At 58.0% G+C, this 21,541-nt stretch carries 19 protein-coding genes; 13 read left to right on the top strand and 6 right to left on the bottom strand.

Annotation, left to right across the window (positions count from 1 at the left end; genetic code table 11):
* Nucleotides 1-79: 79 nt before the first annotated feature.
* A complete protein-coding gene (locus tag FHS79_RS19480; RefSeq protein WP_424022272.1) occupies nucleotides 80-340 on the bottom strand; it encodes an EamA family transporter in 261 nt (86 codons plus the stop codon).
* A gap of 115 nt (nucleotides 341-455) precedes the next feature.
* On the opposite strand from FHS79_RS19480, the gene FHS79_RS17140 reads away from it, so the two are divergent.
* Both FHS79_RS17140 and FHS79_RS17135 read left to right on the top strand, forming a co-directional pair.
* Complete coding sequence (locus tag FHS79_RS17140) at nucleotides 456-1,346, top strand: LysR family transcriptional regulator (protein WP_184202836.1); 891 nt, start codon at nucleotides 456-458, stop codon at nucleotides 1,344-1,346.
* Complete coding sequence (locus FHS79_RS17135) at nucleotides 1,306-1,749, top strand: type 2 periplasmic-binding domain-containing protein (RefSeq protein ID WP_184202834.1); 444 nt, start codon at nucleotides 1,306-1,308, stop codon at nucleotides 1,747-1,749. Before FHS79_RS17140 ends, FHS79_RS17135 begins: the two co-directional genes overlap by 41 nt.
* On the opposite strand, the gene FHS79_RS17130 is transcribed toward FHS79_RS17135, so the two are convergent.
* Nucleotides 1,746-2,060, bottom strand: coding sequence for a putative quinol monooxygenase (locus FHS79_RS17130; RefSeq protein ID WP_184202832.1), 315 nt, complete (start codon nucleotides 2,058-2,060; stop codon nucleotides 1,746-1,748). The genes FHS79_RS17135 and FHS79_RS17130 overlap by 4 nt on opposite strands.
* On the bottom strand, nucleotides 2,057-2,857 hold the full coding sequence (locus FHS79_RS17125; protein WP_184202831.1) for a helix-turn-helix domain-containing protein: 801 nt from the start codon (nucleotides 2,855-2,857) through the stop codon (nucleotides 2,057-2,059). Before FHS79_RS17125 ends, FHS79_RS17130 begins: the two co-directional genes overlap by 4 nt.
* A gap of 100 nt (nucleotides 2,858-2,957) precedes the next feature.
* Between FHS79_RS17125 and FHS79_RS17120 the strand changes: the two genes are divergently transcribed.
* From FHS79_RS17120 to FHS79_RS17100, 5 genes are all read left to right on the top strand, one after another.
* The gene (locus tag FHS79_RS17120; RefSeq protein ID WP_184202829.1) at nucleotides 2,958-3,320 is read left to right on the top strand and encodes a nuclear transport factor 2 family protein; all 363 of its coding nucleotides are present in this window, start codon (nucleotides 2,958-2,960) and stop codon (nucleotides 3,318-3,320) included.
* On the top strand, nucleotides 3,317-4,123 hold the full coding sequence (locus FHS79_RS17115) for an alpha/beta fold hydrolase (protein WP_184202827.1): 807 nt from the start codon (nucleotides 3,317-3,319) through the stop codon (nucleotides 4,121-4,123). The genes FHS79_RS17120 and FHS79_RS17115 overlap by 4 nt, the downstream gene beginning before the upstream one ends.
* 124 nt (nucleotides 4,124-4,247) lie before the next feature.
* Nucleotides 4,248-4,655: a hypothetical protein gene (locus tag FHS79_RS17110; protein WP_207792420.1), complete on the top strand. Its 408-nt coding sequence runs from the start codon at nucleotides 4,248-4,250 to the stop codon at nucleotides 4,653-4,655.
* Between the two features lie 220 nt (nucleotides 4,656-4,875).
* A complete protein-coding gene (locus FHS79_RS19035) occupies nucleotides 4,876-5,451 on the top strand; it encodes a YdeI/OmpD-associated family protein (protein ID WP_184202823.1) in 576 nt (191 codons plus the stop codon).
* Between the two features lie 221 nt (nucleotides 5,452-5,672).
* Nucleotides 5,673-6,619, top strand: a protein-coding gene (locus FHS79_RS17100; protein ID WP_184202821.1) for an IS630 family transposase whose coding sequence is annotated in 2 segments (ribosomal slippage) — nucleotides 5,673-6,012 and nucleotides 6,012-6,619 — 948 coding nt in all. Because the reading frame shifts where the segments join, the coding sequence is not laid out codon by codon here.
* Between the two features lie 419 nt (nucleotides 6,620-7,038).
* Here FHS79_RS17100 and FHS79_RS17095 read toward each other — a convergent pair.
* Genes FHS79_RS17095 through FHS79_RS17085 form a run of 3 tightly spaced genes read right to left on the bottom strand, consistent with a single transcriptional unit; the run spans nucleotide 7,039 to nucleotide 9,501 of the window.
* The gene (locus tag FHS79_RS17095) at nucleotides 7,039-7,506 is read right to left on the bottom strand and encodes a hypothetical protein (RefSeq protein WP_184202819.1); all 468 of its coding nucleotides are present in this window, start codon (nucleotides 7,504-7,506) and stop codon (nucleotides 7,039-7,041) included.
* 31 nt (nucleotides 7,507-7,537) lie between these two features.
* On the bottom strand, nucleotides 7,538-8,782 hold the full coding sequence (locus FHS79_RS17090; protein ID WP_184202817.1) for an epoxide hydrolase family protein: 1,245 nt from the start codon (nucleotides 8,780-8,782) through the stop codon (nucleotides 7,538-7,540).
* Nucleotides 8,779-9,501 (bottom strand): DUF899 family protein, encoded by a 723-nt coding sequence (locus FHS79_RS17085; RefSeq protein ID WP_341534478.1) that lies wholly within the window; start codon nucleotides 9,499-9,501, stop codon nucleotides 8,779-8,781. The genes FHS79_RS17090 and FHS79_RS17085 overlap by 4 nt, the downstream gene beginning before the upstream one ends.
* Nucleotides 9,502-9,755: 254 nt before the next feature.
* On the opposite strand from FHS79_RS17085, the gene FHS79_RS17080 reads away from it, so the two are divergent.
* The 6 genes from FHS79_RS17080 (at nucleotide 9,756) to FHS79_RS17055 (ending at nucleotide 21,395) form a co-directional block, all read left to right on the top strand.
* Nucleotides 9,756-10,652, top strand: a complete 897-nt coding sequence (locus FHS79_RS17080; protein ID WP_184202815.1) for an aldo/keto reductase — start codon at nucleotides 9,756-9,758, stop codon at nucleotides 10,650-10,652.
* A gap of 392 nt (nucleotides 10,653-11,044) precedes the next feature.
* Nucleotides 11,045-12,193, top strand: a complete 1,149-nt coding sequence (locus tag FHS79_RS17075; protein ID WP_184202813.1) for a Fic family protein — start codon at nucleotides 11,045-11,047, stop codon at nucleotides 12,191-12,193.
* Nucleotides 12,194-12,245: 52 nt separating this feature from the next.
* The gene (locus FHS79_RS17070) at nucleotides 12,246-15,590 is read left to right on the top strand and encodes a helicase-related protein (protein ID WP_207792419.1); all 3,345 of its coding nucleotides are present in this window, start codon (nucleotides 12,246-12,248) and stop codon (nucleotides 15,588-15,590) included.
* Nucleotide 15,591: 1 nt separating this feature from the next.
* On the top strand, nucleotides 15,592-18,843 hold the full coding sequence (locus FHS79_RS17065) for an Eco57I restriction-modification methylase domain-containing protein (RefSeq protein WP_184202809.1): 3,252 nt from the start codon (nucleotides 15,592-15,594) through the stop codon (nucleotides 18,841-18,843).
* Nucleotides 18,833-19,360, top strand: coding sequence for a hypothetical protein (locus FHS79_RS17060; protein ID WP_184202807.1), 528 nt, complete (start codon nucleotides 18,833-18,835; stop codon nucleotides 19,358-19,360). The genes FHS79_RS17065 and FHS79_RS17060 overlap by 11 nt, the downstream gene beginning before the upstream one ends.
* A 40-nt stretch (nucleotides 19,361-19,400) precedes the next feature.
* Nucleotides 19,401-21,395 (top strand): ATP-binding protein, encoded by a 1,995-nt coding sequence (locus FHS79_RS17055; RefSeq protein ID WP_207792418.1) that lies wholly within the window; start codon nucleotides 19,401-19,403, stop codon nucleotides 21,393-21,395.
* Nucleotides 21,396-21,541 lie beyond the last annotated feature (146 nt).

The following is a 21,541-nucleotide window of genomic DNA, read 5'->3' as shown; positions in this document are numbered from 1 at the left end:
AAAGGGACAAGCCTAACCAATGGCCGGGTTTTACACCGCCCTCATCGACACGCCGCCGACGATCCAATGGCCTGGTTTGTCACCGCCGTGCACAAAGGTTGAACAGGATCGGAAACGCGGCGAAAAAAAGCAGACCGAGCGCAACGACGGAGGGAAGGTCGCTCCGGCTCGGCCATCGCTGGCCGCTCCAGACGGCGATCGGCCAAAGCGCGAGGACTCCGATCCCGAACCTCAGCGCACCAAGTAAAACTGGATCGATGGTTGCCACGAGCGCTCGCGTAGCGACGATAGCGGTACCTCCGATCGCGCTGGAGAGCAGCGCAAGGACGAGGCCACGAATTTCCGGTTTCAGATCGTCGCTCCCGTCGGTGTGCGTACTCGTCTAAGGAATAGGCTGGACAAACTCGCTATCAAGAGAGCATTAAAGCAAGCCTTGATTGCAGAAATGGAATCTCGTGAACTGGGATGATCTTAGGGTATTTCTCGCAGTCGCGAGGCTAGGTCGGCACGACTTGGCAGCGCGCCAACTCGGCCTCGCCGGAGCGACTGTCGGACGGAAAATGGCACGTCTCGAAAACGCTGTGGGCGCCACCCTGCTGGAGCAGGCGCGCACCGGTTACGTGCTAACAGAGACCGGACGCCAGTTGCTTGAACAGGCCGAAGGAATGGAGCGCTGCGCGTCCGCCGTCGTGACTGACCAAGTCGGCTCGGCGCAAGCTTTGACGGGGTATGTGCGGATAAGCGCGTCGGAAGCGTTTGGCACATGGATCCTGGCCAGGCGCCTGCACGAGTTCAGCAGCCTTCAACCTAGCTTGACCATCGATCTGGTTGCATCAGGCGGTTTTCTGAGCCCCTCGCGACGAGAAGCCGATATTGCGATCATGCTCGCGCGACCGGCGCGTGGCCCACTCGTGGCAAGACGGCTGACCGATTACACTCTTGGGTTTTATGCTGCCGCGTCTTACCTAAGCCGCGTTGGAGTGCCGCAAACCATTGATCATTTATCAGAACACAATTTGGTCGGTTTCATTCCCGATCTGGTCCAAGTCCCACAGCAACGTCTATACGAAGAAGTGTCGGCTAATCTAACTCCCTCCATTCGTAGCACAAGTATCAACGCTCAAGCGGCTTTAGTAAGCGCGGGGTCGGGGATTGGAATACTTCCGCGTTTCGTAGGTGAAAGGCTTCCCGATGTTGTGGCTGTGCTTGAGCGAGAAGTCAGGCTAACGCGAACATTCTGGCTTGTTGTGCATAAAGATGTACGACGGCTTGCTCGCGTAGACGCTTTCGTAAACTGGCTTGTTGATGTATTTCGTGAAGAAGCGCCTTTGCTCAAAGGTGATTGACACGAACGACGGTACCGCACTGGCGCGCGACATGCGCTCGGCCCGACGACCGAATTCGATCCGCGTCAGGGTCTTGCCGTCCTTTGCGCGGCTTTGGCTAATTCCTCGCCTCCCTGACCTTCAGGGCCGACCAATCGACCTCGATACTCAAGTCGTCTCCGAGCACCGTATTGCCAGCTTTGAAGCGCGCGAGACCGATGTTGCTATCCGCTTTGGACATGGAGACTGGCCAGGGACCAAGGGACCAAAGCTTAAAAACTGTTTGAAGATACGCTTTGCCCCGACGCGCATCCCTCGCTCGCTTCGGCGATCAACGATGATTTTCGAGGACTTTTGGACGCGCCGCTTCTTCATGACGGGAGCAGCGATGATTGGCGCAGGTGGTTCGCCGCCGCAGGCCTAAGTGCGAGGTGTTCGATCATATCGAAGCGGTGTCCACAACGATACAGAGCGCGGCTGTTGCAGCAATGTCGGAAGCGCTTCGTGCCATGCATGGCGATAATCTTTGTGGAGCTGGACATCCAGAACGTCGTCGTGATCCGACCATGTCTCGTGAAGAAGAAACCGGTTTTCGTCTTTTGGATCGGCGTGCAAGGTAGCATTGACGAACATTTTCTCGCCACGCATCATATCTAGCACCCCGTTCAGGAGAATCAGAAAGCGTTCGCGTTCAACCGACAGCACGGCGAACTCTATCAGATAGGATACGCTCATATTTCCTCTCCGGTACGTCCGAGCAAGATTGCCCGTGTCGCATCGTCTGCGGGATAGAAACATTCGAGGGTAAGCTCGGCTAAGGTGATGTCGGTTGCTGTGCCAAATACCGTGGTCGTAGAAAGCAAGGACAGCGTTTCACCAGTCTTTGGATGGCTGAGCACCAGAGGTACCGCGATCCGATTTACGGGCCGGGACGATTTGCCGCCGGCTGTGAATGGCAGCGCGCGCAAATCTACCAGGAGTGCGTCCAGCGCCCTGTCCCCTGATGCATCCGCCTCCGTACGCAGGCGTGTCAAAAGGTGGTGACGCCACTCTGCTAGATTGACGATGAGCGGAGCCAGCCCCTCAGGATCTAAGCTGAGCCGCAGCACGTTCACCGGCGGCACGAGCAAGCGGGGCGAGACGCCAGAAAGCAAAGCCGTGAGGGCCGCATTAGCAGCGACCATGTTCCAGTGATGATCAACCGCCAAGGCCGGGAATGGCTTATGGCCTTCGAGCACAGCTTCAACCGCCGCCCTCGCGGCCACCATGTCCGCCGCATCAAGAGGGCGTTCATCATGGGCGGGCGCATAGCCGCCCGCGAGTAGTAGCCGGTTGCGCTCTCGCAATGGAATCGCGAGGGGTTCGGCAAGTCGAAGCAGCATTTCTCGGCTTGGTGATGCCCGGCCGCTTTCGACAAAGCTCAAATGCCGAGTTGAGATTTCGGCATCTCCTGCCAAATCCATCTGGCTGAAGCGACGGCGCTGGCGCCAGCCACGCAAAAGGTCACCAACGGTTTCTGAGCTCGTTGTCATGCCCAGACCGTAGCAGGGTGGCGGGTCATCACCATTACCTCGAACGTAATCGTCAAGGCATGCTGATTGGGTCAGGGTGGGTCATCAAAAGGAGATCACCATGGCCGACCCACATACGATAGCCGCGCGCTATCTCGAAATCTGGAATGAAGCGGATGACGCAGGGCGCCGCGATCTCATTCGCACGGCGTGGCGCGTTGATGCGACTTACGTCGATCCGCTTATGAAAGGTGAAGGACATGATGGAATCGCAGCGATGGTCGAAGCGGCTCGGATCCAGTTTCCAGGCCATCAGTTTGTACTTCGAGGCACGCCTGACGGCCACAGCGACTTTATCCGTTTTTCATGGAGCCTGATCGCTGAAGGGGGATCGGTCGTTGCTGGCGGCACCGACATTGCCAAGGTCGACAAAGATGGTCGCATTGAACAGGTGGTGGGATTTCTCGATGGGGTCGAACCATGACTGCCCCCTTCGTCGATATCGCGGACGGGCATCGGCTGTTCGTACGCGACTGGGGAAGCGGAAGGCCCGTTCTTCTGCTCGCCGGATGGGCCATGGATTCGCGAATTTGGGGCGCGACGATGGTCGCGCTGCAAGCAGCAGGGTTGCGAGTGACCGCCTATGATCGACGCGGCCATGGCCGGTCAACGGATCCTGGGCGGATTGACTACGATCTCCTGGCCGACGACCTCGCTGCCGTAATCGAAACGCTTGACCTGAATGACCTGACTTTGGTCGCGCACTCCGGGGCGAGCGGTGAGGTCATCCGCTATGTCACGCGCCACGGGGCCGGCCGGGTCGGTCGAATCATTCTGGTCGGTGCGACGGGGCCATGCATGCTGGCAGGCGAAACAAACCCCAACGGTGTGCCGCGCGAGGGATTTGAAGCTGTTGTTGCTCAGATTGAAACCAACCTGGCGTCGTGGATTGAAGACAACGCCCAACCTTTCGCACCAACGGCGTCCACACGCGTGATAAACTGGTTAAGCACCATGGTGCTGGATACATCGCGCAGGATGGCAGTCGATTTTCAGCGCGTGATCGGCGAGGCGGATTTTCGGCAGGAGGCAGCCGCAATCGACGTCCCGGTGACGATCATTCACGGCGACTTGGATGCTTCTGCACCGATTGACCTGACCGCGCGTCGCTTTGCTCAAATCGTCCCTCAGGCGGACCTCTTGGTCTACGAGGGCGTGGCCCATGGCATCATGATCACCGATGCGCAACGGCTTGCCGGGGATATTGTCGCACAAAGCCTAAGATGATCGTCAGCAATAATGTTCGAGCCGCCTCTGAGTCACGGTATCCGGGGCCACGACCGATGAAGATGATCACTTCGAATACGCTATAGCACTACGACGCCAGGGACACTCTAGAAGGAGAGGTATGTTGTTCGCGATCAAGGCTGAAGTTGGCGATCCTTGGGCGAAAAGCTTCTCGTTCACGGCACAGAAAACGATGTACGGAGGCAAGCAGATTGCCGAAGGGGACACTGTCTTCGTGTTTGCAAGCGAAAACGATGGTGGCCAAGGGCTTTGCGCGCGCGGCATCGTGATTTCAGCCGAAGCGACCGCAAAAAGGTGTGGTATCGCTCGGCAAACGCCGCGCGTGAGCCTCATTATCAGATGCACCGCGCTCGTAAAACGGCGGCTGGGCCGGAGCGAACTTAAGCCTCTCAAAGAATGGAATGATGAGCGTCCGGGAACCGAGCTGAATTTCAAACTGTATCGTCAGGCGACGAACAAGGTAGTCGGAATTTCGGACAAAGCGGCGGCGTTTCTCGATAGCCACTTTTGATTTTTGTGTGTCCGCAAGACTCGTGACAATCTCTCATCTGTGGCAATCGCAGTTTGTCGCGCATTCTGCGGCATATGGCCGATCGGGTGGGGGATGCGGGCGGCATCAATGGACATCCCGGACGCCAAAGCATCGGTGGAGAAGGCCGTGCCTTTGAGTGCCAGGTTCGAGACCATTGCGACCACCATGCCGGCGACATCAACCTGATCAAGGACAGATCATGCCAGACCAGCCAGATGAGGCTAACCCGTTCGAAACTTCCGCCGATCTTCGGGACTGGCTGGCCAACCACCATGAAGTCGCGTCCGAACTGTGGGTTCGCATCTACAAGAACGGGTCGGGCAGACGATCCGTCGCCTGGAACGATTGTGTCGTGGAGGCCATTGCGTATGGATGGATCGACGGCCAGAAGAAGCCGCTCGACGCCGGGTCTTATCTGCAACGGCTCACACCGCGAAAGCCAAAATCCAACTGGTCCAAAAAGAACCGCGATCATGCCGAGCGCTTGATCGCGACGGGACGCATGACAGCGGCAGGTCAGCTCCACATCGACGCGGCGAAAGCTGACGGTCGCTGGGAAAATGCTTATGCTGGATCGTCGGACATGGTGATTCCAGAGGATTTCCTGACCGCCCTCGAAAGCAACCCAACTGCAAAGGCGTTCTTCGCGACTCTAGACCGCAAGAACCTTTATCCGATCTACTACCGCCTTCACACGGCCAAGCGGCCCGAGACCCGCGCAAAACGCCTGAAAGTTATGGTGGAGCAGCTCGCACGGGGAGAGCGGTTTCACTAAGAGCGGGTTTGTCCCGCTGCTATCTCTCATCACCATGCAGCTCAAAAGGACAGTGAGCGCCAATGTTTCGCAGTCGGTAGCTGCTAGGTTGCATCGGGCCGCGAACTCCGGTTTCGAAAAACCGTCTCTAGAGCGGTTTCCACGCGACCTGAATCGTAGGGGATTCCCACGGGCGAGGTTTTATGATTCACGATCCCTGCTGGCGAAGGAGGCCGGCATGGATGGGTCGAGCCTTGTCGAGCGATCTTCGGGATCGGCTGGTTGCTGCCGTGGTGGGCGGTATGTCGTGTCGGCGTGCGGCCGAGCGGTTCGGGGTGAGCGCGGCCAGCGCGATCCGTTGGCGACAGTTATTCCTCCTGCACGGCACCCCCGCCGCCAAGGTGCAAGGCGGCGATCGACGCTCCACCCGGATCGAGGCGCATGCCGGGTTCCTACTCGCCACGGTGGAAGCGCAGAAGGATGTCACCTTGGTCGAGTTGCAGGCCATGCTGGCCGAGCGCGGCACACCGGTCGGGATCGGCACGCTGTGGCGCTTCTTTGCACGTCACGGGATCACGCGTAAAAAAAGACCGGCCACGCGACCGAGCAAGACCGTCCCGATGTCCTGAACAGGCGATGGGAGTGGTTCGAGGGCCAGCTCGACCTCGATCCCGAGCGCCTGGTCTTCATCGACGAAACCTGGGCGTCCACCAACATGGCGCGGCGCTATGGTCGATGCCGTCGCGGCGAGCGCCTGCGCGCCGGCATACCCTTCGGGCACTGGAAGACGACCACCTTCGTCGCCGGGCTGCGCCGGGGCGGCATGGTCGCGCCCTGGGTCCTCGACGGACCCATGAACGGCGATGCGTTCACCACCTACACCGCCCGCGTCCTCGTCCCCGAGCTGAAGCCGGGTGACGTGGTGATCATGGACAACCTGTCGAGCCACAAGCTGGCCGCCGTTCGCACCGCTATCGAGAGCGCCGGCGCCAAGCTCCTGTTCCTGCCGCCCTACAGCCCCGACTTCAACCCAATCGAGCAGGCCTTCTCCAAGCTCAAAGCGCATCTGCGAAAAGCCGCCGAGCGCACCATCCACGGGCTGTGGAACGCCATCGGCCGCATCCTCGACCTCTACACACCGCAAGAATGCGCCAACTACTTCGCCAACGCCGGCTACGATGCAGACTGATCGGAAATCGCTCTAGTCGAAAGTCTGGCAATCCCACCACGCTGCTCCCCTGCTATCGACGGTAAGCGCAACGCCGATTACGTCCGTTGGTTGGTTCACACTTACGTCCCGCCCGTAAGCATTTATTGATAAGGTCGCTTTGGAGATTACAAACGCGAGTGTCGAGCGTTGGGAAGCGTGGTGAGCGACGAGAGTGCGGCCATCTCCTCGTGCCAAGAGGTGCTTGCCTCGGTGTCGGGTATCGCGCGCTCCGGGTGCGCAAAGACGATGGAATCAATCAACAGCAGCGCGTATCGAAGTAACTGGCCGGCCGAATATTGGGGTTTGGAACAACCGTTTACCTGATTTAACTCGCTGCCTGAAAACTTTTACCGCCCCCGACACGGTCCGTTGCGCCCAATATCTTGCTCTTGATCATTTCAATCGACGCGAACGGCGATGCGATCACAAAGCGGTAGCCAGACGTTGCCGCGCTTCCATTCCCACACAATATTCTGCGTCCGGTTATTGTCCGCAAACGTCGTGGTGGCGCGTTCCGCATCACCTGTCAGCGTCCAGACGTCGCCAACGCGAGCGATCTGATAGTTTCGATAGAACCCGTGATTTTCAAAAGACCGCAAGAAATACTGATCGGTTTCAGTATCGACGCCGAATATGTTCAAAGTGTCGAAGCGGCTCGCGGCGATATCGGCTCGCTCGTCTTGGACGAGGAAGAAGGACCCTGTGTGCCACGCACCCTCGTGCGTGCTGATCCAAGGCTCACCATTGGCTTTCGGATCGTGGCCCGATTGATCGGTGCCGCCGTAGGACATTCCTCGCGCAGTCCATTTGCCGAGGAATACGTCTAGCGCTTCATGTTGCGCATTGCGTGTTGGGGTGTCGATCATACTCGTCTCCTGTCGCACACGAACGGTGCATTCATGCCATACGGATCGTCTGGAACGCTTTGCGCATTTCATTGATAAACAGGTCGGGAACGTCGAATTGAGCGAAATGTCCCCCGCGGCTTAATTCATTCCAATAGTATAGCTTTGGATAGACGAGCGGAGCCCAGCTTCGCGCAGGTGGTAGGTCGTCGGGGAAAACGCTCACAGCCACTGGCAAATCGACACGAACGGGAGATGCCATCGTGCTGCTGTTTTCGAGGTAGAACCGCGCCGATGACGCTGCGCTGTTGGTGAGCCAGTATATCGTGATCTCGTCGAGCATATCGTCGCGCGGGATGATCGCGTCGGGGTTGCCCGTAACTCCCGTTCCCCAATTGAAAAGGTCATAAAGCCAGGCGGCTTGGGCGACGGGAGAATCGGCGAGCAGATACCCCGCCAGTTGCGGCCGTGTCGCCTGAAGCATGAAATACGCGGAGCTCTTTTCTTGAAAGGCTTTCATCGCATCAACCGCGCGCTTCTGGTCGGGCAACAATTTCGCCGGAATCTTCGCCGGAGTTGTCTGCGCGAAGTTGAGATGGATCGCGGCAAGGCCGGGCGCACGCTGCTTCGCCATCATCGTCGAGACGAAGGCACCCCAGTCGCCTCCTTGCGCCACGTAGCGGTCATAGCCGAGGCGCTGCATCAAAAAGCCCCAAGCCTGAGCGGTGCGACTGGCATTCCAACCGCGCGCGGTCGGCTTGTCGGAGAAACCAAAACCCGGCAGCGAAGGAATGACGACATGGAACGCGTCAGCCGCCGTGCCACCATGCGCGGTCGGATCAACCAGCGCGTCGATCACCTTTTGAAAAAGCAGGATCGTGCTAGACCAGCCATGCGTCAGGATTATTGGAAGCGCGTTCGGATGCTTCGAGCGGACGTGAAGGAAATGAATGCCCAGCCCGTCGATTTCAGTACGAAATTGGGGCCAGCGGTTAAGTCTCGTTTCAGTTTTGCGCCAATCGTAAGTTGATCGCCAATAGGTAACGAGGTTTTGCAAAGCCGCGAGCGGTGGCCCTTGATCCCACCCAGAGCCAGTCTCGTTCTCGGGCCAGCGAGGGTTAGCCAGTCGGCGCTTTAGATCATCCAGCGCCGATTGCGGCGCACGATAGCTAAAGGGTGTGACTCCAGCATCAGTCGCAGCAAGGGCGAATGAAGGCCAGACTATGCTGGACGTGAGCAGCGGCAACGCAATGCTGCTTGCGAGCAGCTCGCGCCGTGCGATTCCCGCTGCGGTCATAGCGCATATTCCAGCTTCGGATACCAATCGGTTCCACGTCCTTCCGGCGTCAGATCCAAGATCGACCACAGCGAGGCGATATCGGGCGCGTCGCGCGGGTCTTGGTCGGGGTCGGCCATTTCCAGCGTCATCGCACTCGACCAGAACAGACGCACGTTGTTGCCATTGCGCTTGAACACCACCAACGCCGGACTCTCGGTGCCGTCGGCATTCAGCAGTCCCAAGTCAGCGGCATAATCGTCACTCACGGTCTGAACGAAGTCCAGATTGCCCCAACCGCGTTCCTGCGCAAAGGCAAGTTGCCGTTCGACAGAGCTGCGACCGAGTATCTTCAGCGAAGCCCGCTGCGCGATATCGGGGGCGTTCCCGTTCACGGATCCCAGCCAGTTGGTGCACATCGGACATGGCCGCTCGCGTTGCGGTCCATACATCCAGAAATAGGTGACGAGCGTAGCCTTGTCGCCGAACAGATCGATCAGACCAACATCGGCACCATTGGCATCTTGAAAGCGGTAGTCCTTGTCGATCACAGGCCCGGCAGGCAGCGCGCGGCGTTGCTCGGCCAAGCGCGTCATATGGCGGCGAAACTCGATTTCTTCGGCGAGCAAAGCAATACGTGCCGCGCGATATTCATCGCTTCCGCCAGGGAATTGGTTCTTCGCCATATCTGCAAGTTGATCGGCACGGACAAGAGTTTGGGTTCGCATCACGATCTCCACGTCTGAGGAACCGCGAAGAGAGTGTCAGATGTCCGTCCGTGGCGCTGTCAGGAAATAACCGGCGAAGCTGATGAACGTTCCTTTTCTTGCGCAACAAAACTGCGCCGCTACGTCCATATTCTGCGTCGTGGGCAGACGCCGGACGGGCGGGTTATCGTAACCACGGGAGCGAGACGGCGAAGCCGCCCACTGGATGGTCAGTCATGCTTATTGTCTTCGACGGTTGAAGAACGATACCGAGTTCGGGCGAGCGGTTGCCTGCGATCGGGCGAGGCACCTTCCTCACGTTCGACCTCCTCCCAGATGCCAAGCGCAACGCCCTTCGCCAAGTGATGCAGGCGTACTGGGACGGCGGGGCGCGGTTGATCGACACCTCGCCGCTCGACGGTTCGGCAGAGATTGCCGTCGGCGATTTTGCGACCGCGCTCGGTATCGGCGAACAGATGTTCGTCGCCAACAAGATATGGGCGACTGGCGATTATCTCGCCGACGAGAGCCACATCAGGCGCAGCCTCGATCTGTCCGAGGGGCACCTCTCGCGCAGCAAGATCGACCTGATGCAGTGCCACAGCCTGATAAACATTGACGTGGTCCTCCCGTATCTGCGCGCCTGGAAGCGCGAAGGACGGATCCGTTATACGGGAGTGAGCCATCGCGAAAACGTCTACCACCCCGTGTTGGCGAGCTGGGTCGAGCGCGGCGATCTCGATTTCCTTCAGGTGAATTACTCCATATTCAATCGCGCCGCAGAGCAGATGCTCCTGCCGATGACTCAACGGCGCGGCGTTGCGGTCAACGTCAACATGCCGTTCGAGAAGGCCCGGCTGTTCAAGGTCGTGGAAGGACGCGATCCGCCGACCTTTGCACGCGAGTTCGGGGCGGAGACTTGGGCCGCGTTCTTCCTCAAATACGTCCTGTCGCATCCTGCCGTCACGTGCGTGCTGCCTGCGACGTCCAACCCGGCGCACGCCAAGGAGAACGTCGCCGCGATGAAGGGGCCGCTTCCCGACGAGGCGACCGGCCGACGGATGGTCGCCCACATGGACGGCATCCCGGGATTCTCCACGATCGCAGAGACGCCGTGGTATCCAGGAAAGCGTTACATGGGGCTGATCGGTCGGTCGCAGGCCCAGCTGAAAGCACGCAGCTAGTCGGCCGGGTCGCGCGCAAAAGAATTGAATGAGGCGCCACTCGGTAGTCGGCGGCGTCCGCAGGCGCTATGGTAGTGTCAACGGCGAGACATATTCGTTATGTTCGTCCTGCTTGGGGCACCATTCCAAAATAGCAGGCTCTGAAAAGCCCACCGCACGGGGGCTGGAGCCTGCATCAGCGGATCGCCTGGGGTCGCACGTCCCGCGCTCCGCTGCGCGAAATGACAATCGAACGGTATTGTCATGCTGGCTCTGGGCAGCCCATCCGGGGTGCGGCCATCGCCACAAATTACTGCGCGAAGCGACAATGTGCCTTTGATGATTGATTGGCTATCGCTTTATCAATCATAATCTGGCTATATCGTGATTGATAGAAAGGCATCCTATCGATCATGCGCTGGAACTGGCAACTTCCCGACTGGCCTGATTTCCGCTTCGACGCGGAACACCTCCGCGCGTCCGAAGAGCAGTTCATGAAAGGCTCCGGCGTCGTCATCGGTGCGATGCACCACCTGGACGCCGACGAGCGCGATGGCCTGACCATCGAACTCATCTCTCAGGAGGTTGTCGATAGTTCAGCCATTGAGGGCGAAATCCTCGACCGCGCCAGCGTCCAGTCGTCGCTCGCACGGCATCTGGGCTTTGCCGCCGACCAGCGCCGCGCAAGCGCGGCTGAGGCCGGGGCCGCCGAACTTATGGCCGATGTTTATCGCAACCATGCCGCGCCGCTCGATGATCGGACACTGTTCGCGTGGCACGCGATGCTGATGAACGGGCGTCGCGACATTGCCGATGTCGGGCGCTACCGGACGCACGAAGATGCGATGCAGATCGTTTCGGGCGCACTCCATGCGCCGCGTGTCCATTTCGAGGCACCGCCGTCGGATACCGTCCCGATAGAAATGTCCCGCTTCATCGCGTGGTTCAATGACAGCGCGCCGTCGTCACCAAACCCGCTTCCCGCGATCACCCGTGCCGCCATCTCGCACCTGTGGTTCGAGAGCATCCATCCCTTTGAAGACGGCAATGGCCGGATCGGGCGCGCCATTGCTGAAAAGGCATTGGCTCAAAGCCTGGCAGCCCCGACGCTGACGGCACTTGCGGAAACCATCCATCACCACCGCAAAGCCTATTACGCCGCGCTTCAGCTCGGCAGCCAGAGCAACGACATTGATGCCTGGCTGACATGGTTTGCGAATATTGTCATCGAGGCGCAGGCACGGACCATCACCCGCATCCGCTTCCTGATCGACAAGACACGGCTGCTCGATCGCTTGCGCGGTGAGATCAACGAACGACAGGAAAAGGCATTGCTTCGCTTGTTCCGTGAAGGGCCGGACGGATTCGAAGGCGGGTTAAGCGCCGGAAACTACCGGACGATCACCGGGGCCAGTCTGGCGACCGTGACACGCGATTTGAACGACTTGATTGAAAAGGGTGCGCTAATCCGCACCGGTGAGCGTCGCTATGCGCGTTACCATCTCGCTTCTACAATCCAGCCTATGCTGTTAGGCAGGGCATCAACGCTAAATTCCGAGTAAGCAATCTATGCCGAGAATTTTTGACAATATCGACAATGCTTTATTGCCTGAATTGAGCAAAGTATTGTCAGTCTCCGAGCGTGCTGACTTCTGTGTCGGTTACTTCAATCTGCGTGGATGGCGCAAAATTGATCAACATATCGAAGGTTGGTCTGGTCAGGATGGTAATGCTTGTCGCCTTCTTGTCGGGATGCACAAGTCACCTGAAAATGGATTGCGTGAAAAACTGGCAACTGCGTTCCATGACGACGGAATCGACAATGCACGTGCCTTGGAGTTGAAAAAGGAGTTAGCAGAGGGGTTTCGCGCACAACTTGCCCTTGGCGCACCGAGCAACGATGACGAGGCCGGTTTGCGGCGTCTGGCTCGGCAAATTCGCGGTGGAAAAGTGACCGTGAAGCTGTTCCTTAAGCATCAGCTTCACGCCAAGCTCTATTTGCTGCACCGATCTGACCCGATCAACCCGAAAGTGGGGTTTGTCGGCAGCAGCAATCTGACTTTTGCGGGTCTTTCGCTCCAGGGCGAACTGAATGTAGATGTGATGGATCACGACGCCTGCGACAAACTGGCACGCTGGTTTGAGGATCGCTGGAATGACCGCTGGTGCATAGACATTTCGGAAGAACTGGCGGCGATCATCGAGGAAAGCTGGGCGAGTGAGGCACTGGTCGAACCCTACCACGTCTATTTGAAGGTCGCCTATCACCTCGCGCAAGAGGCGCGGCACGGTCAATCTGAGTTTCGCATCCCCCGCATTTTTGGAGACAAGCTGTTCGACTTCCAGACGAGCGCCGTGAAGGTGGCTGCGCACCACCTCAACAAGCGTGGTGGCGTGGTGATCGGCGATGTGGTCGGTCTCGGAAAGACGATCATGGCATCCGCGCTTCTCAAAATCGTTGAGGAAGTCGATGGGCGCAGCCTGATCATATGCCCCAAAAACCTTCTCGACATGTGGCACGATTATGTTGAGACCTATGAACTCAACGCCAAGATCGTCTCGCTTTCGCGCGTCGAATCCGAGCTGAAGGAATTGAAGCGGTATCGCACCGTCCTGATCGACGAAAGCCACAACCTCCGAAATCGGGAGGGCAAGCGCTACAAGGCTATTGAGGATTATGTCCGGTCCAATGATAGCCGTTGCGTTTTGCTGTCAGCGACCCCCTACAACAAGTCCTTCATTGATCTTTCGTCGCAACTTCGTTTGTTCATCGAGGACGACCAAGACATCGGCGTTCGCCCGGAGGCGATGATCCGCGCCCTTGGCGGTGAAACCGAATTTGTCCGCAAGCACCAATGCGCGGTGCGCTCGCTCCCCGCGTTCGAGAAAAGCGATCAGACCGACGATTGGCGCGAATTGATGCGGCTTTACATGATCCGCCGCACACGCGGATTCATTCTGCAAAACTATGCCGAGACCGATGAAGCCAACGGTCGTAAATACATCATGTTTGCCGATGGCACGCGATCCTACTTCCCGGTCCGGCAGCCCAAATCGGTGAAGTTTTCGATCAACGATAACGATCCCAGCGATCCTTACGCGAAGACCTATTCCGATGCGGTGGTATATGCCGTCGATGGGCTGAAACTGCCACGCTATGGCCTCGCCAACTATCTTGCCGCAGACCCGGCGCACCCTCCAACAGCCGACGAGGGCCGGATCATGGACGGGCTTGGCCGCGCCGGCATCCGGTTGATGGGGTTTTGCCGGACAAACTTGTTCAAGAGGCTCGAAAGCGGCGGCCCCGCCTTCATCCAGTCGATTGAACGCCACGTTATGCGCAACCTCGTCTATCTCCACGCGCTCGAAAATGACCTGCCGGTTCCGATCGGAACGCAGGACGCCGAATTGCTTGATTTCACCGATGAGGACGCGGACTCGGAAGCCGCTGGCACCCTGTTCGAGAATGGCGAGTTTACCGAAGGTGAGGAAGAGGCCACCATTGCCTCAACTGAGATAGATCGCCTGCAAGCGCAGGCCGCGCACATTTACGGCGTTTACACACACGCTAAGGCCAGACGGTTCAAATGGCTGAAGGCGGCCCTGTTCCGGCGTTCGCTTCAAAGTGACTTGATGGCCGACGTTGACGCTCTGCGTGAAGTGCTGCGCCACTGCGGCCCTTGGGAGGAAGACCGCGACACCAAACTCCGCGCGCTGATTGACCTCGTTAGGGTCGATCATCCGAACGACAAAATCCTGATTTTCACGCAGTTTGCCGATACGGCGCGCTACCTTGATGCGGCGCTCAAAAAGGCAGGCGTTACCGCAATGTCCGCCGTCACGGGTCAATCGCAAAGCCCGACGCGCCTCGCCTGGCGGTTCAGCCCGAAATCCAATAAGAAAGAGACTATCGCCGATGCCGAAGGCGAGCTTCGCATCCTCATCGCCACCGACGTCCTATCCGAAGGCCAGAACCTTCAAGATTGCGCCACAATCGTCAACTTTGACCTGCCTTGGGCGATCATCCGGCTGATCCAGCGGGCCGGCCGCGTCGACCGGATTGGGCAGCAGGCCGATACCATCAACTGCTATTCATTCCTGCCCGCCGAAGGCGTCGAGCGGATCATCCGGCTTCGCGCCCGTGTTCGTGCGCGGCTCAAGGAAAACCAGGAAGTCGTGGGGTCTGACGAGGCCTTTTTCGAGGACGACGACCAGGCCAACCCGATTCAGGATCTGTATAGCGAAAAGTCGGGCGTGCTCGATGGCGAGGATGACGGCGAGGTCGATCTCGCCTCCTACGCCTTCCAGATTTGGCAAAGTGCGATCAAGGATAATCCCAAGCTGCAAAAGGCGGTTGAAGACATGCCCGACGTGGTGTTCGCCACCAAAGCCACCCCACCAGTTCCGGACGCACAGGAAGGCGCGCTAGTCTATATCCGCACCCCCGACGACAATGACGCGCTGGCGTGGATGGGCCGCGACGGCGATATTCTTACCCAATCGCCTCTCGCCATTCTCCGCGCCGCCGAATGCAGCCCAGATGAACCCGCGCTGGAACGCACGGATTTTCACCACGATATCGTTCGGTCGGGCGTTGAGCATCTCATGCAAGAGGAGCGCACCACCCATGGCGCGCTCGGCCGCCCCTCCGGCGCGCGCTTCAAAACCTATGACCGGTTGAAGCGCTGGTTGGCCGAGCAAGGCAACGAACGCAGCCTGTTTGTCACCGATCATTTCGTCCGCGATGTCGAAAAGGCGATGGGCGATATTTACGAGTTCCCGCTGTTCCAATCGACCATTGATGCGCTCAATCGCCAGCTTAAAACCGGGATCAGCGATACCAAACTGGCCGAAATGGTGATCGCCTTCCGAGAGGATGGCCGCTTGTGCATGAAGCAAGACAAGGATGAAGCACAGAATGATATGCGGATCATCTGTTCGATGGGGTTGAAGGGATAACATGGCAATCGACAAGGCCAACGCGTCCGCGCTGCTGAAGGCGTTCGACCTTCCAAAATTGTTCATCGAGGAACTCGGCTGCGACCGCCCTGCGTCGCGCCAGCCGGAACGGATCGACATTGCCGGAACCGCCTACGATCTCCAGCCCATCGCGGAGAAGCGCGGATTCCGCGTGTTCCATTGCTCCAGCATTCCCGATCGTAACGTCCGGCAAAAGATCGAACGCGAAATCACCAAGCGCGTCTTTGAACATCTGATTATCTTCAACGACGCCGCCCAGACAAAGCAAATCTGGCAATGGGTCGCGCGTGAGAAGGGCAAGCCCGACGCCTTCCGCGAACATTTATGGCTGGCAACCAGTGATCCCGAAGGGTTGATCCAAAAGCTCGCGCATATCGCCTTTGCCTTGGATGAGGAGGAAAGCCTTACGCTGTCCGGTGTGACCCATCGGATGCGCGATGCGTTTGATCGGGAGAAGATTACCAAGCGGTTCTACGAAGCCTTCAAGCAGCAGCATGACAGCTTCCTCGGCTTCATCGATGGGCTGGCGAGCGTATCAGACCGGCAGTGGTATGCCTCGCTCATGCTCAACCGGCTGATGTTCGTCTATTTCATCCAGAAAAAAGGCTTCCTGGATGGCGACATCAACTATCTCAAGAACCGCCTCGCCACAGTCCGCGCGACCAAGGGCGCGGACCAGTTCCACAGCTTCTACCGCGCCTTCCTGCTCAAGCTGTTTCACGGCGGGCTCGCCACGCCGAAGGACGCGCGTGACGCGGACACTGCCACGCTGCTCGGCAACATCCCCTATCTCAACGGCGGGCTGTTTGAGCCGCACGCACTGGAGGCCGACGGCAACACCATCGCCATCGTCGACGCCGCCTTTGAGGGCGTGTTCAACTTCTTCGATCAATATGAATGGACGCTCGACACCCGCGCCATTGAGCGCGTCGACGGGCGTGAGATCAACCCCGATGTCCTGGGCCATATCTTCGAAAAATATATCAACCAGAAGCAGATGGGGGCCTATTACACCAAGGAAGACATCACCGATTACATCACCAAGAACACCGTCATTCCCTGGCTGTTCCAGAACGCGATCGGGCATGACAAGGTCGCCTTCGAACCCGGCGGCGCGGTGTGGCGGATGCTGGCTGAACGGCCCGACGACTACATCTACAAGGCGGTCAAGCACGGCACCGAAAACCCGTTGCCCGCCAACATCGCGGCGGGGATTGCCGACGTGGCGCAGCGGGGGGACTGGAACAGGACCGCCCCCACAACCCACGGCCTGCCCACCGAAATCTGGCGTGAAGTCGTTGCCCGGCGCGAGCGGTTCGAAAGCATCAAGGCCAAGGCAGCGGCGGGCGAGATTGCCTCGATCGAAGATTTCATCACCCACAATCTCGATATCAGCCAGTTCGCTCGCGACGCGATCCAATATGCCGAAAGCCCCGATCTGGTCCGCGCCTTCTGGAAAGGCATCTCCGCGATAAAGGTGCTGGACCCCGCCTGCGGTTCGGGCGCGTTCCTGTTTGCCGCGCTCAATATCCTCTATGATTTGTATGACGCCTGCCTTGAGCGGATGGAGCAGTTCGTCGAGACCGCGCCAGAGGGCAGCGGACCGCGCCAGCTCTATTCCGATTTCCGTGACGTGCTGGTGCAAATCGCGCACCACCCAAACCGCGATTATTTCATCTACAAATCGATCATCATCGCCAATCTCTATGGAGTTGATATCATGGATGAGGCGGTGGAGATATGTAAGCTCCGCCTGTTCCTCAAACTCGCATCAAAGCTGGAACACGCCGATCAGATCGAGCCGCTGCCCGATATAGATTTCAATATCCGCGCCGGGAATACGTTGATCGGTTACACCTCCTTCACCGACGTCAAACGCGTGACAGACGCATCGGGCTTCGATTTCGACGACCGCGCCGGAAAGATCGAGGCCGCCGCTCAAGACCTCGATTCCGCCTTTCGCCTGTTCCGCGAACAGCAGACCGCACTGCACGGCAGCATCGGCGCAGATCACAAAGATGAACTGCGCAAGCGCCTTGGTGAGCTTGAGGGCCAGCTCGATAGGTTCCTTGCCAAGGACTATGGCGTCGATGTCGGCACCGATCTTGCCGCCAAAGCCAGCTTCGCGGCGTGGAAGGCGAGCCACAAGCCATTCCACTGGCTGATCGAATTTTACGGGATCATCAATGGCGGCGGGTTTGATGTGGTGATCGGGAATCCGCCCTATCTAGAAACACGAGAAATTGATTACCTGCCCAAAGGCTTTGTGACGATTGAAACACGCGCGGTTCATGCACTTTTCATCGAGCGCTCTGCCGCCCTTCTGGCACCGAGCGGCGGAACCAGCATGATTCTGCCAATGTCCTTGGTTTCAACTTCACGAATGAAACCTGTCCAAGCGATCATCGAAAACCGACGTGAAACTTGGTATTCAAACTTCGCCTGGAGGCCAGCCAAGCTGTTTGATACCGTCAATCGAGCACTGACTATTTATGTCGCCAACCCAAGCGAAAGCCCGAAAGTCCACACAACAGGCTATACCAAGTGGACGGCCAACGCTCGTGACCAAATCATTTTCAATCTTGCATACGTCTCTGCGCCGAGTGAACGCGCCTCGTTCTGGGTTCCGAAGTTTACGCATCCCAGCGAACAGGCGATATTAAAGAAGATTTTTGACCAACCGATTACGCTCGAACGTATCTGGGGCACTGGTGGAGACCCAGTTTACTATCGCACCACCGGCGGACTTTACTGGAAGGTTTTCACGACATCTCGCCCGCGTTTTTTCGCGAACGGTGTTCCGGGCAGCTCATCGCGCGAGACCCGATTGCCGCTTCGAGCGGGATTCAATCCAAAGACTGTCGTAGCGCTCTTGAGCAGCACCACGTTCTGGTGGTGGTATACGATCGCTTCAAATCTCCGCGATCTCAATCCTGCCGACATTCAAGCTTTCCGCGTGAACGATGCCATGCTGCAAGATACTGCGCTCGCCGCCGCTGGAGCAGCGTATCTCGCCGATCTAGATCGAAACAGCGTAATGTTGACAAGGGAGCAGCGTCAAACTGGGACCACACAAACTCAATCGTTCAAAATCCAGAGATCAAAACCACTGATCGACAACATCGACCGTCTGTTGGCCCCCCATTTCGGGTTCAGCGATGAGGAACTCGACTTCATTATCAACTACGACGTTAAATACCGCATGGGTGCAAATGAGGACGATGCCGATTGAGCCGACCACCGCGCGCGACGCTGCGTTAGTGCCGGCGCGCGCGCCCATCGCCTTTTTCTGTTCGCAGTCCTGCCCCGGCGACATCATCCTGAAAGCACAGGATTGGGCCAATGCGCGGGTGCCGGAGAGTGTGCCGGTGATCGGTGGATTCCAGACACCCATCGAACGCGACGTGCTGCGCATCTTGTTGCGCGGCGGCGTACCGGTAACGGTCGTCCTCGCTCGCGCCATTCAGGGCTACCGGATGTCGCCCGCAATCAAAGCCGGCATTGCAGCATGCGCAGCCGAAATCATCAGCCCCTTTCCCGCCACACAAACCAGAACCACCGCCGTCACCGCCGAAGCCCGCAATCGCCACATCCTCACGTTATGCGGGGCTATCTTGATCGCCCATGCCGCGCTGAACGGAAAGACGGAGAGCCTGGCGCGCGACGCCGCCGCGCTCGGGCTGCCACTTCTAACCCTGAACTCTCCCGCCAACGCCAACCTCATCGCGTTTGGCGCGGAGGTGATTTGACCTAGAAAGCCCGCGTATGACATCGCTCAGACCCAACATCGTGAAGCGCATCGACCGGCTGCCAAAGCCGAAGAGTGTGTCTGCGGCGATGCAGCCCCTCTTTGAGGCGATCAGCAACGCCATCCATTCCGTGCAGAACCGGTTTGCCGAGACCGTCAGCCATGACGGGCAGATCCACGTCACCGTAAACACCAATCGCAACAAGGATGAGGTGTGGGCGACGGTGGAAGACAATGGCCTTGGCTTGGACGAGAAGAATTGGGACGCCTTCACCGAAACCGACACGGACAACAAGATTTCGATTGGGGGCAAGGGCGTCGGGCGGCTCCTATGGCTGGATTGCTTTCAGAAAATTAGCGTGGTCAGCACGTTCAAAGCCAAGGATGGTATGGAACGCCGCTCTTTCGATTTTGTGCTGAAGCAGGATGATCAGATTCAAAATGAGAAGGCCGAAGCAGCCGAATCGACCGATAGCCCGTCATTCTTCGTTCGCTTCGATGGGTTGCGGGACAATGGGTATCTGTCGAATTTTCCGGGTCGGGACAGCTTCGTCTTTCAACATTTGACATCGCATTTCCTGCCTACGTTCATTGGCAAAACATGCCCGCAGATTTCGGTTTATGTAGGCGATGAGACCCGCCACTACCCAGCCGAGATCGACAACATTGTTCATCGCAAGTTGGCGGACATTCGCCTTGAAACCGATGATTATGGCCTGTTGTTTCTTACCTTGATGGAATGCGACAAGGTGGCCAGCGCCGACCTCAAAGGGCATCATTTCGTCCACTTCATTGCCCACGACCGCACAGTTCAATCGCAAAGCATCGACGGCAAGCTCGGCTTGAAATATTTTGGCGATGACGGCGACCGGGTGTTTCACGCCATTTTGACCGGCGAATACCTGGACAAGAATGTGAACCAAGAGCGGACGGCGTTCATGTTTGAAGATGTCGTGCTGGACCGCATCATCAGTGACGTTTGTACCTCGCACATCGAGGAGTTTCTGAAAGCGCCCCTTGAAAAGCTCGGCGGCGAACAACGCGAGAAGATCGAACAGATCACCGAGAGCTATCCGTCGGTTGCCTTCGGCGACACCGAGGAGCTTCAGGCCAAAATCCCGTCCGGCGAACTGAAAGAGGACGCCATCTATGGCCACCTTGCCCGCGAGCGGTTTCGGCGAGATCAGCGGCAAGCCGAAAAGATCAAGTCTGTTCTCAGCCGATTAAGGGGCGGCGAGGCGGATGCCTCCGCCTTCTCCGCCGCCATAACCGAAGCAGGCAATGCGATAGAGGACGCCGAGCAGCGCAGTCTCGCAGAATACGTCGTGCGCCGGAAAGTCGTTCTCGATTTCATCGAGATACTCTTGGAAAAAGTCCGCGATGATACGCGAGATAGCTCGTATCAGCGTGAAGACATCCTCCATTCGTTCATTTGTCCGCTGCGCGTGAACACGATTGAGGATGGCACCAAAAAGGTTGAATCGGCATCGTCTCACGATCTCTGGATCATCGACGAACGGCTCACCTTCGCGCAATATTTCAGCTCGGACGTCGAGTTTTCAACATTGTCGCAGGCTATCGAAAGCGACGAGCGGACCGACGTGCTGATTTTCGATTACGTCCACGGTTTGCGGCAAACCGAGGAGCCGTCGAAAGTCCTTTTGGTTGAGTTCAAAAGGCCAGGTCGGACTAACTATGCCGACAACGAAAACCCCCAATCGCAAGTCGAACGCTATGTCCGGCAGTTGCAGGGCGGGGGATTGAGTGACGTAAAAGGGCGACCAATCAAACTCGATGATCGCACGATTTTCCATTGTTTCATTGTTGCAGATATTGTCGGCAAACTCGACGAGTGGACATACACTTGGCAGCACACGGCAGATGGCCGAGGACGCCTTTACCAGCCACAGAGCGGATTCCGGGGTTCGATAGAGTTGATCGGATGGGATGCGCTTTTGGGCGACGCGCGGGCGCGTAATCAGGCATTTTTTGATCGTGCCGGGATTTCAGGCAAGAGTTACTTTAGTCCCGATTGATCGCCTGCGGGCAAGCCCGCACCGCGCTCTATTCCGCGATCCCGTCTGCGCGGTGTGCACGGCGGTGACAAACCAGGCCATTGGATCGTCGGCGGCGTGTCGATGAGGGCGGTGTAAAACCCGGCCATTGGTTAGGCTTGTCCCTT

The sequence above is a fragment of the Polymorphobacter multimanifer genome (assembly GCF_014205635.1).
Lineage (GTDB): Bacteria > Pseudomonadota > Alphaproteobacteria > Sphingomonadales > Sphingomonadaceae > Sandarakinorhabdus > Sandarakinorhabdus multimanifer.
The sequence above is the reverse complement of the archived record's forward strand: the minus strand, read 5'-3'. Positions and strand labels throughout refer to the sequence as shown.

Coding starts and splice junctions, on each gene's coding strand:
- FHS79_RS17135 (WP_184202834.1), top strand. CDS start 1,306: ATGTATTTCGTGAAGAAGCGCCTTTGCTCAAAGGTGATTGACACGAAC.
- FHS79_RS17130 (WP_184202832.1), bottom strand. CDS start 2,060: ATGAGCGTATCCTATCTGATAGAGTTCGCCGTGCTGTCGGTTGAACGC.
- FHS79_RS17125 (WP_184202831.1), bottom strand. CDS start 2,857: ATGACAACGAGCTCAGAAACCGTTGGTGACCTTTTGCGTGGCTGGCGC.
- FHS79_RS17120 (WP_184202829.1), top strand. CDS start 2,958: ATGGCCGACCCACATACGATAGCCGCGCGCTATCTCGAAATCTGGAAT.
- FHS79_RS17115 (WP_184202827.1), top strand. CDS start 3,317: ATGACTGCCCCCTTCGTCGATATCGCGGACGGGCATCGGCTGTTCGTA.
- FHS79_RS19035 (WP_184202823.1), top strand. CDS start 4,876: ATGCCAGACCAGCCAGATGAGGCTAACCCGTTCGAAACTTCCGCCGAT.
- FHS79_RS17095 (WP_184202819.1), bottom strand. CDS start 7,506: ATGATCGACACCCCAACACGCAATGCGCAACATGAAGCGCTAGACGTA.
- FHS79_RS17090 (WP_184202817.1), bottom strand. CDS start 8,782: ATGACCGCAGCGGGAATCGCACGGCGCGAGCTGCTCGCAAGCAGCATT.
- FHS79_RS17075 (WP_184202813.1), top strand. CDS start 11,045: ATGCGCTGGAACTGGCAACTTCCCGACTGGCCTGATTTCCGCTTCGAC.
- FHS79_RS17065 (WP_184202809.1), top strand. CDS start 15,592: ATGGCAATCGACAAGGCCAACGCGTCCGCGCTGCTGAAGGCGTTCGAC.
- FHS79_RS17060 (WP_184202807.1), top strand. CDS start 18,833: ATGCCGATTGAGCCGACCACCGCGCGCGACGCTGCGTTAGTGCCGGCG.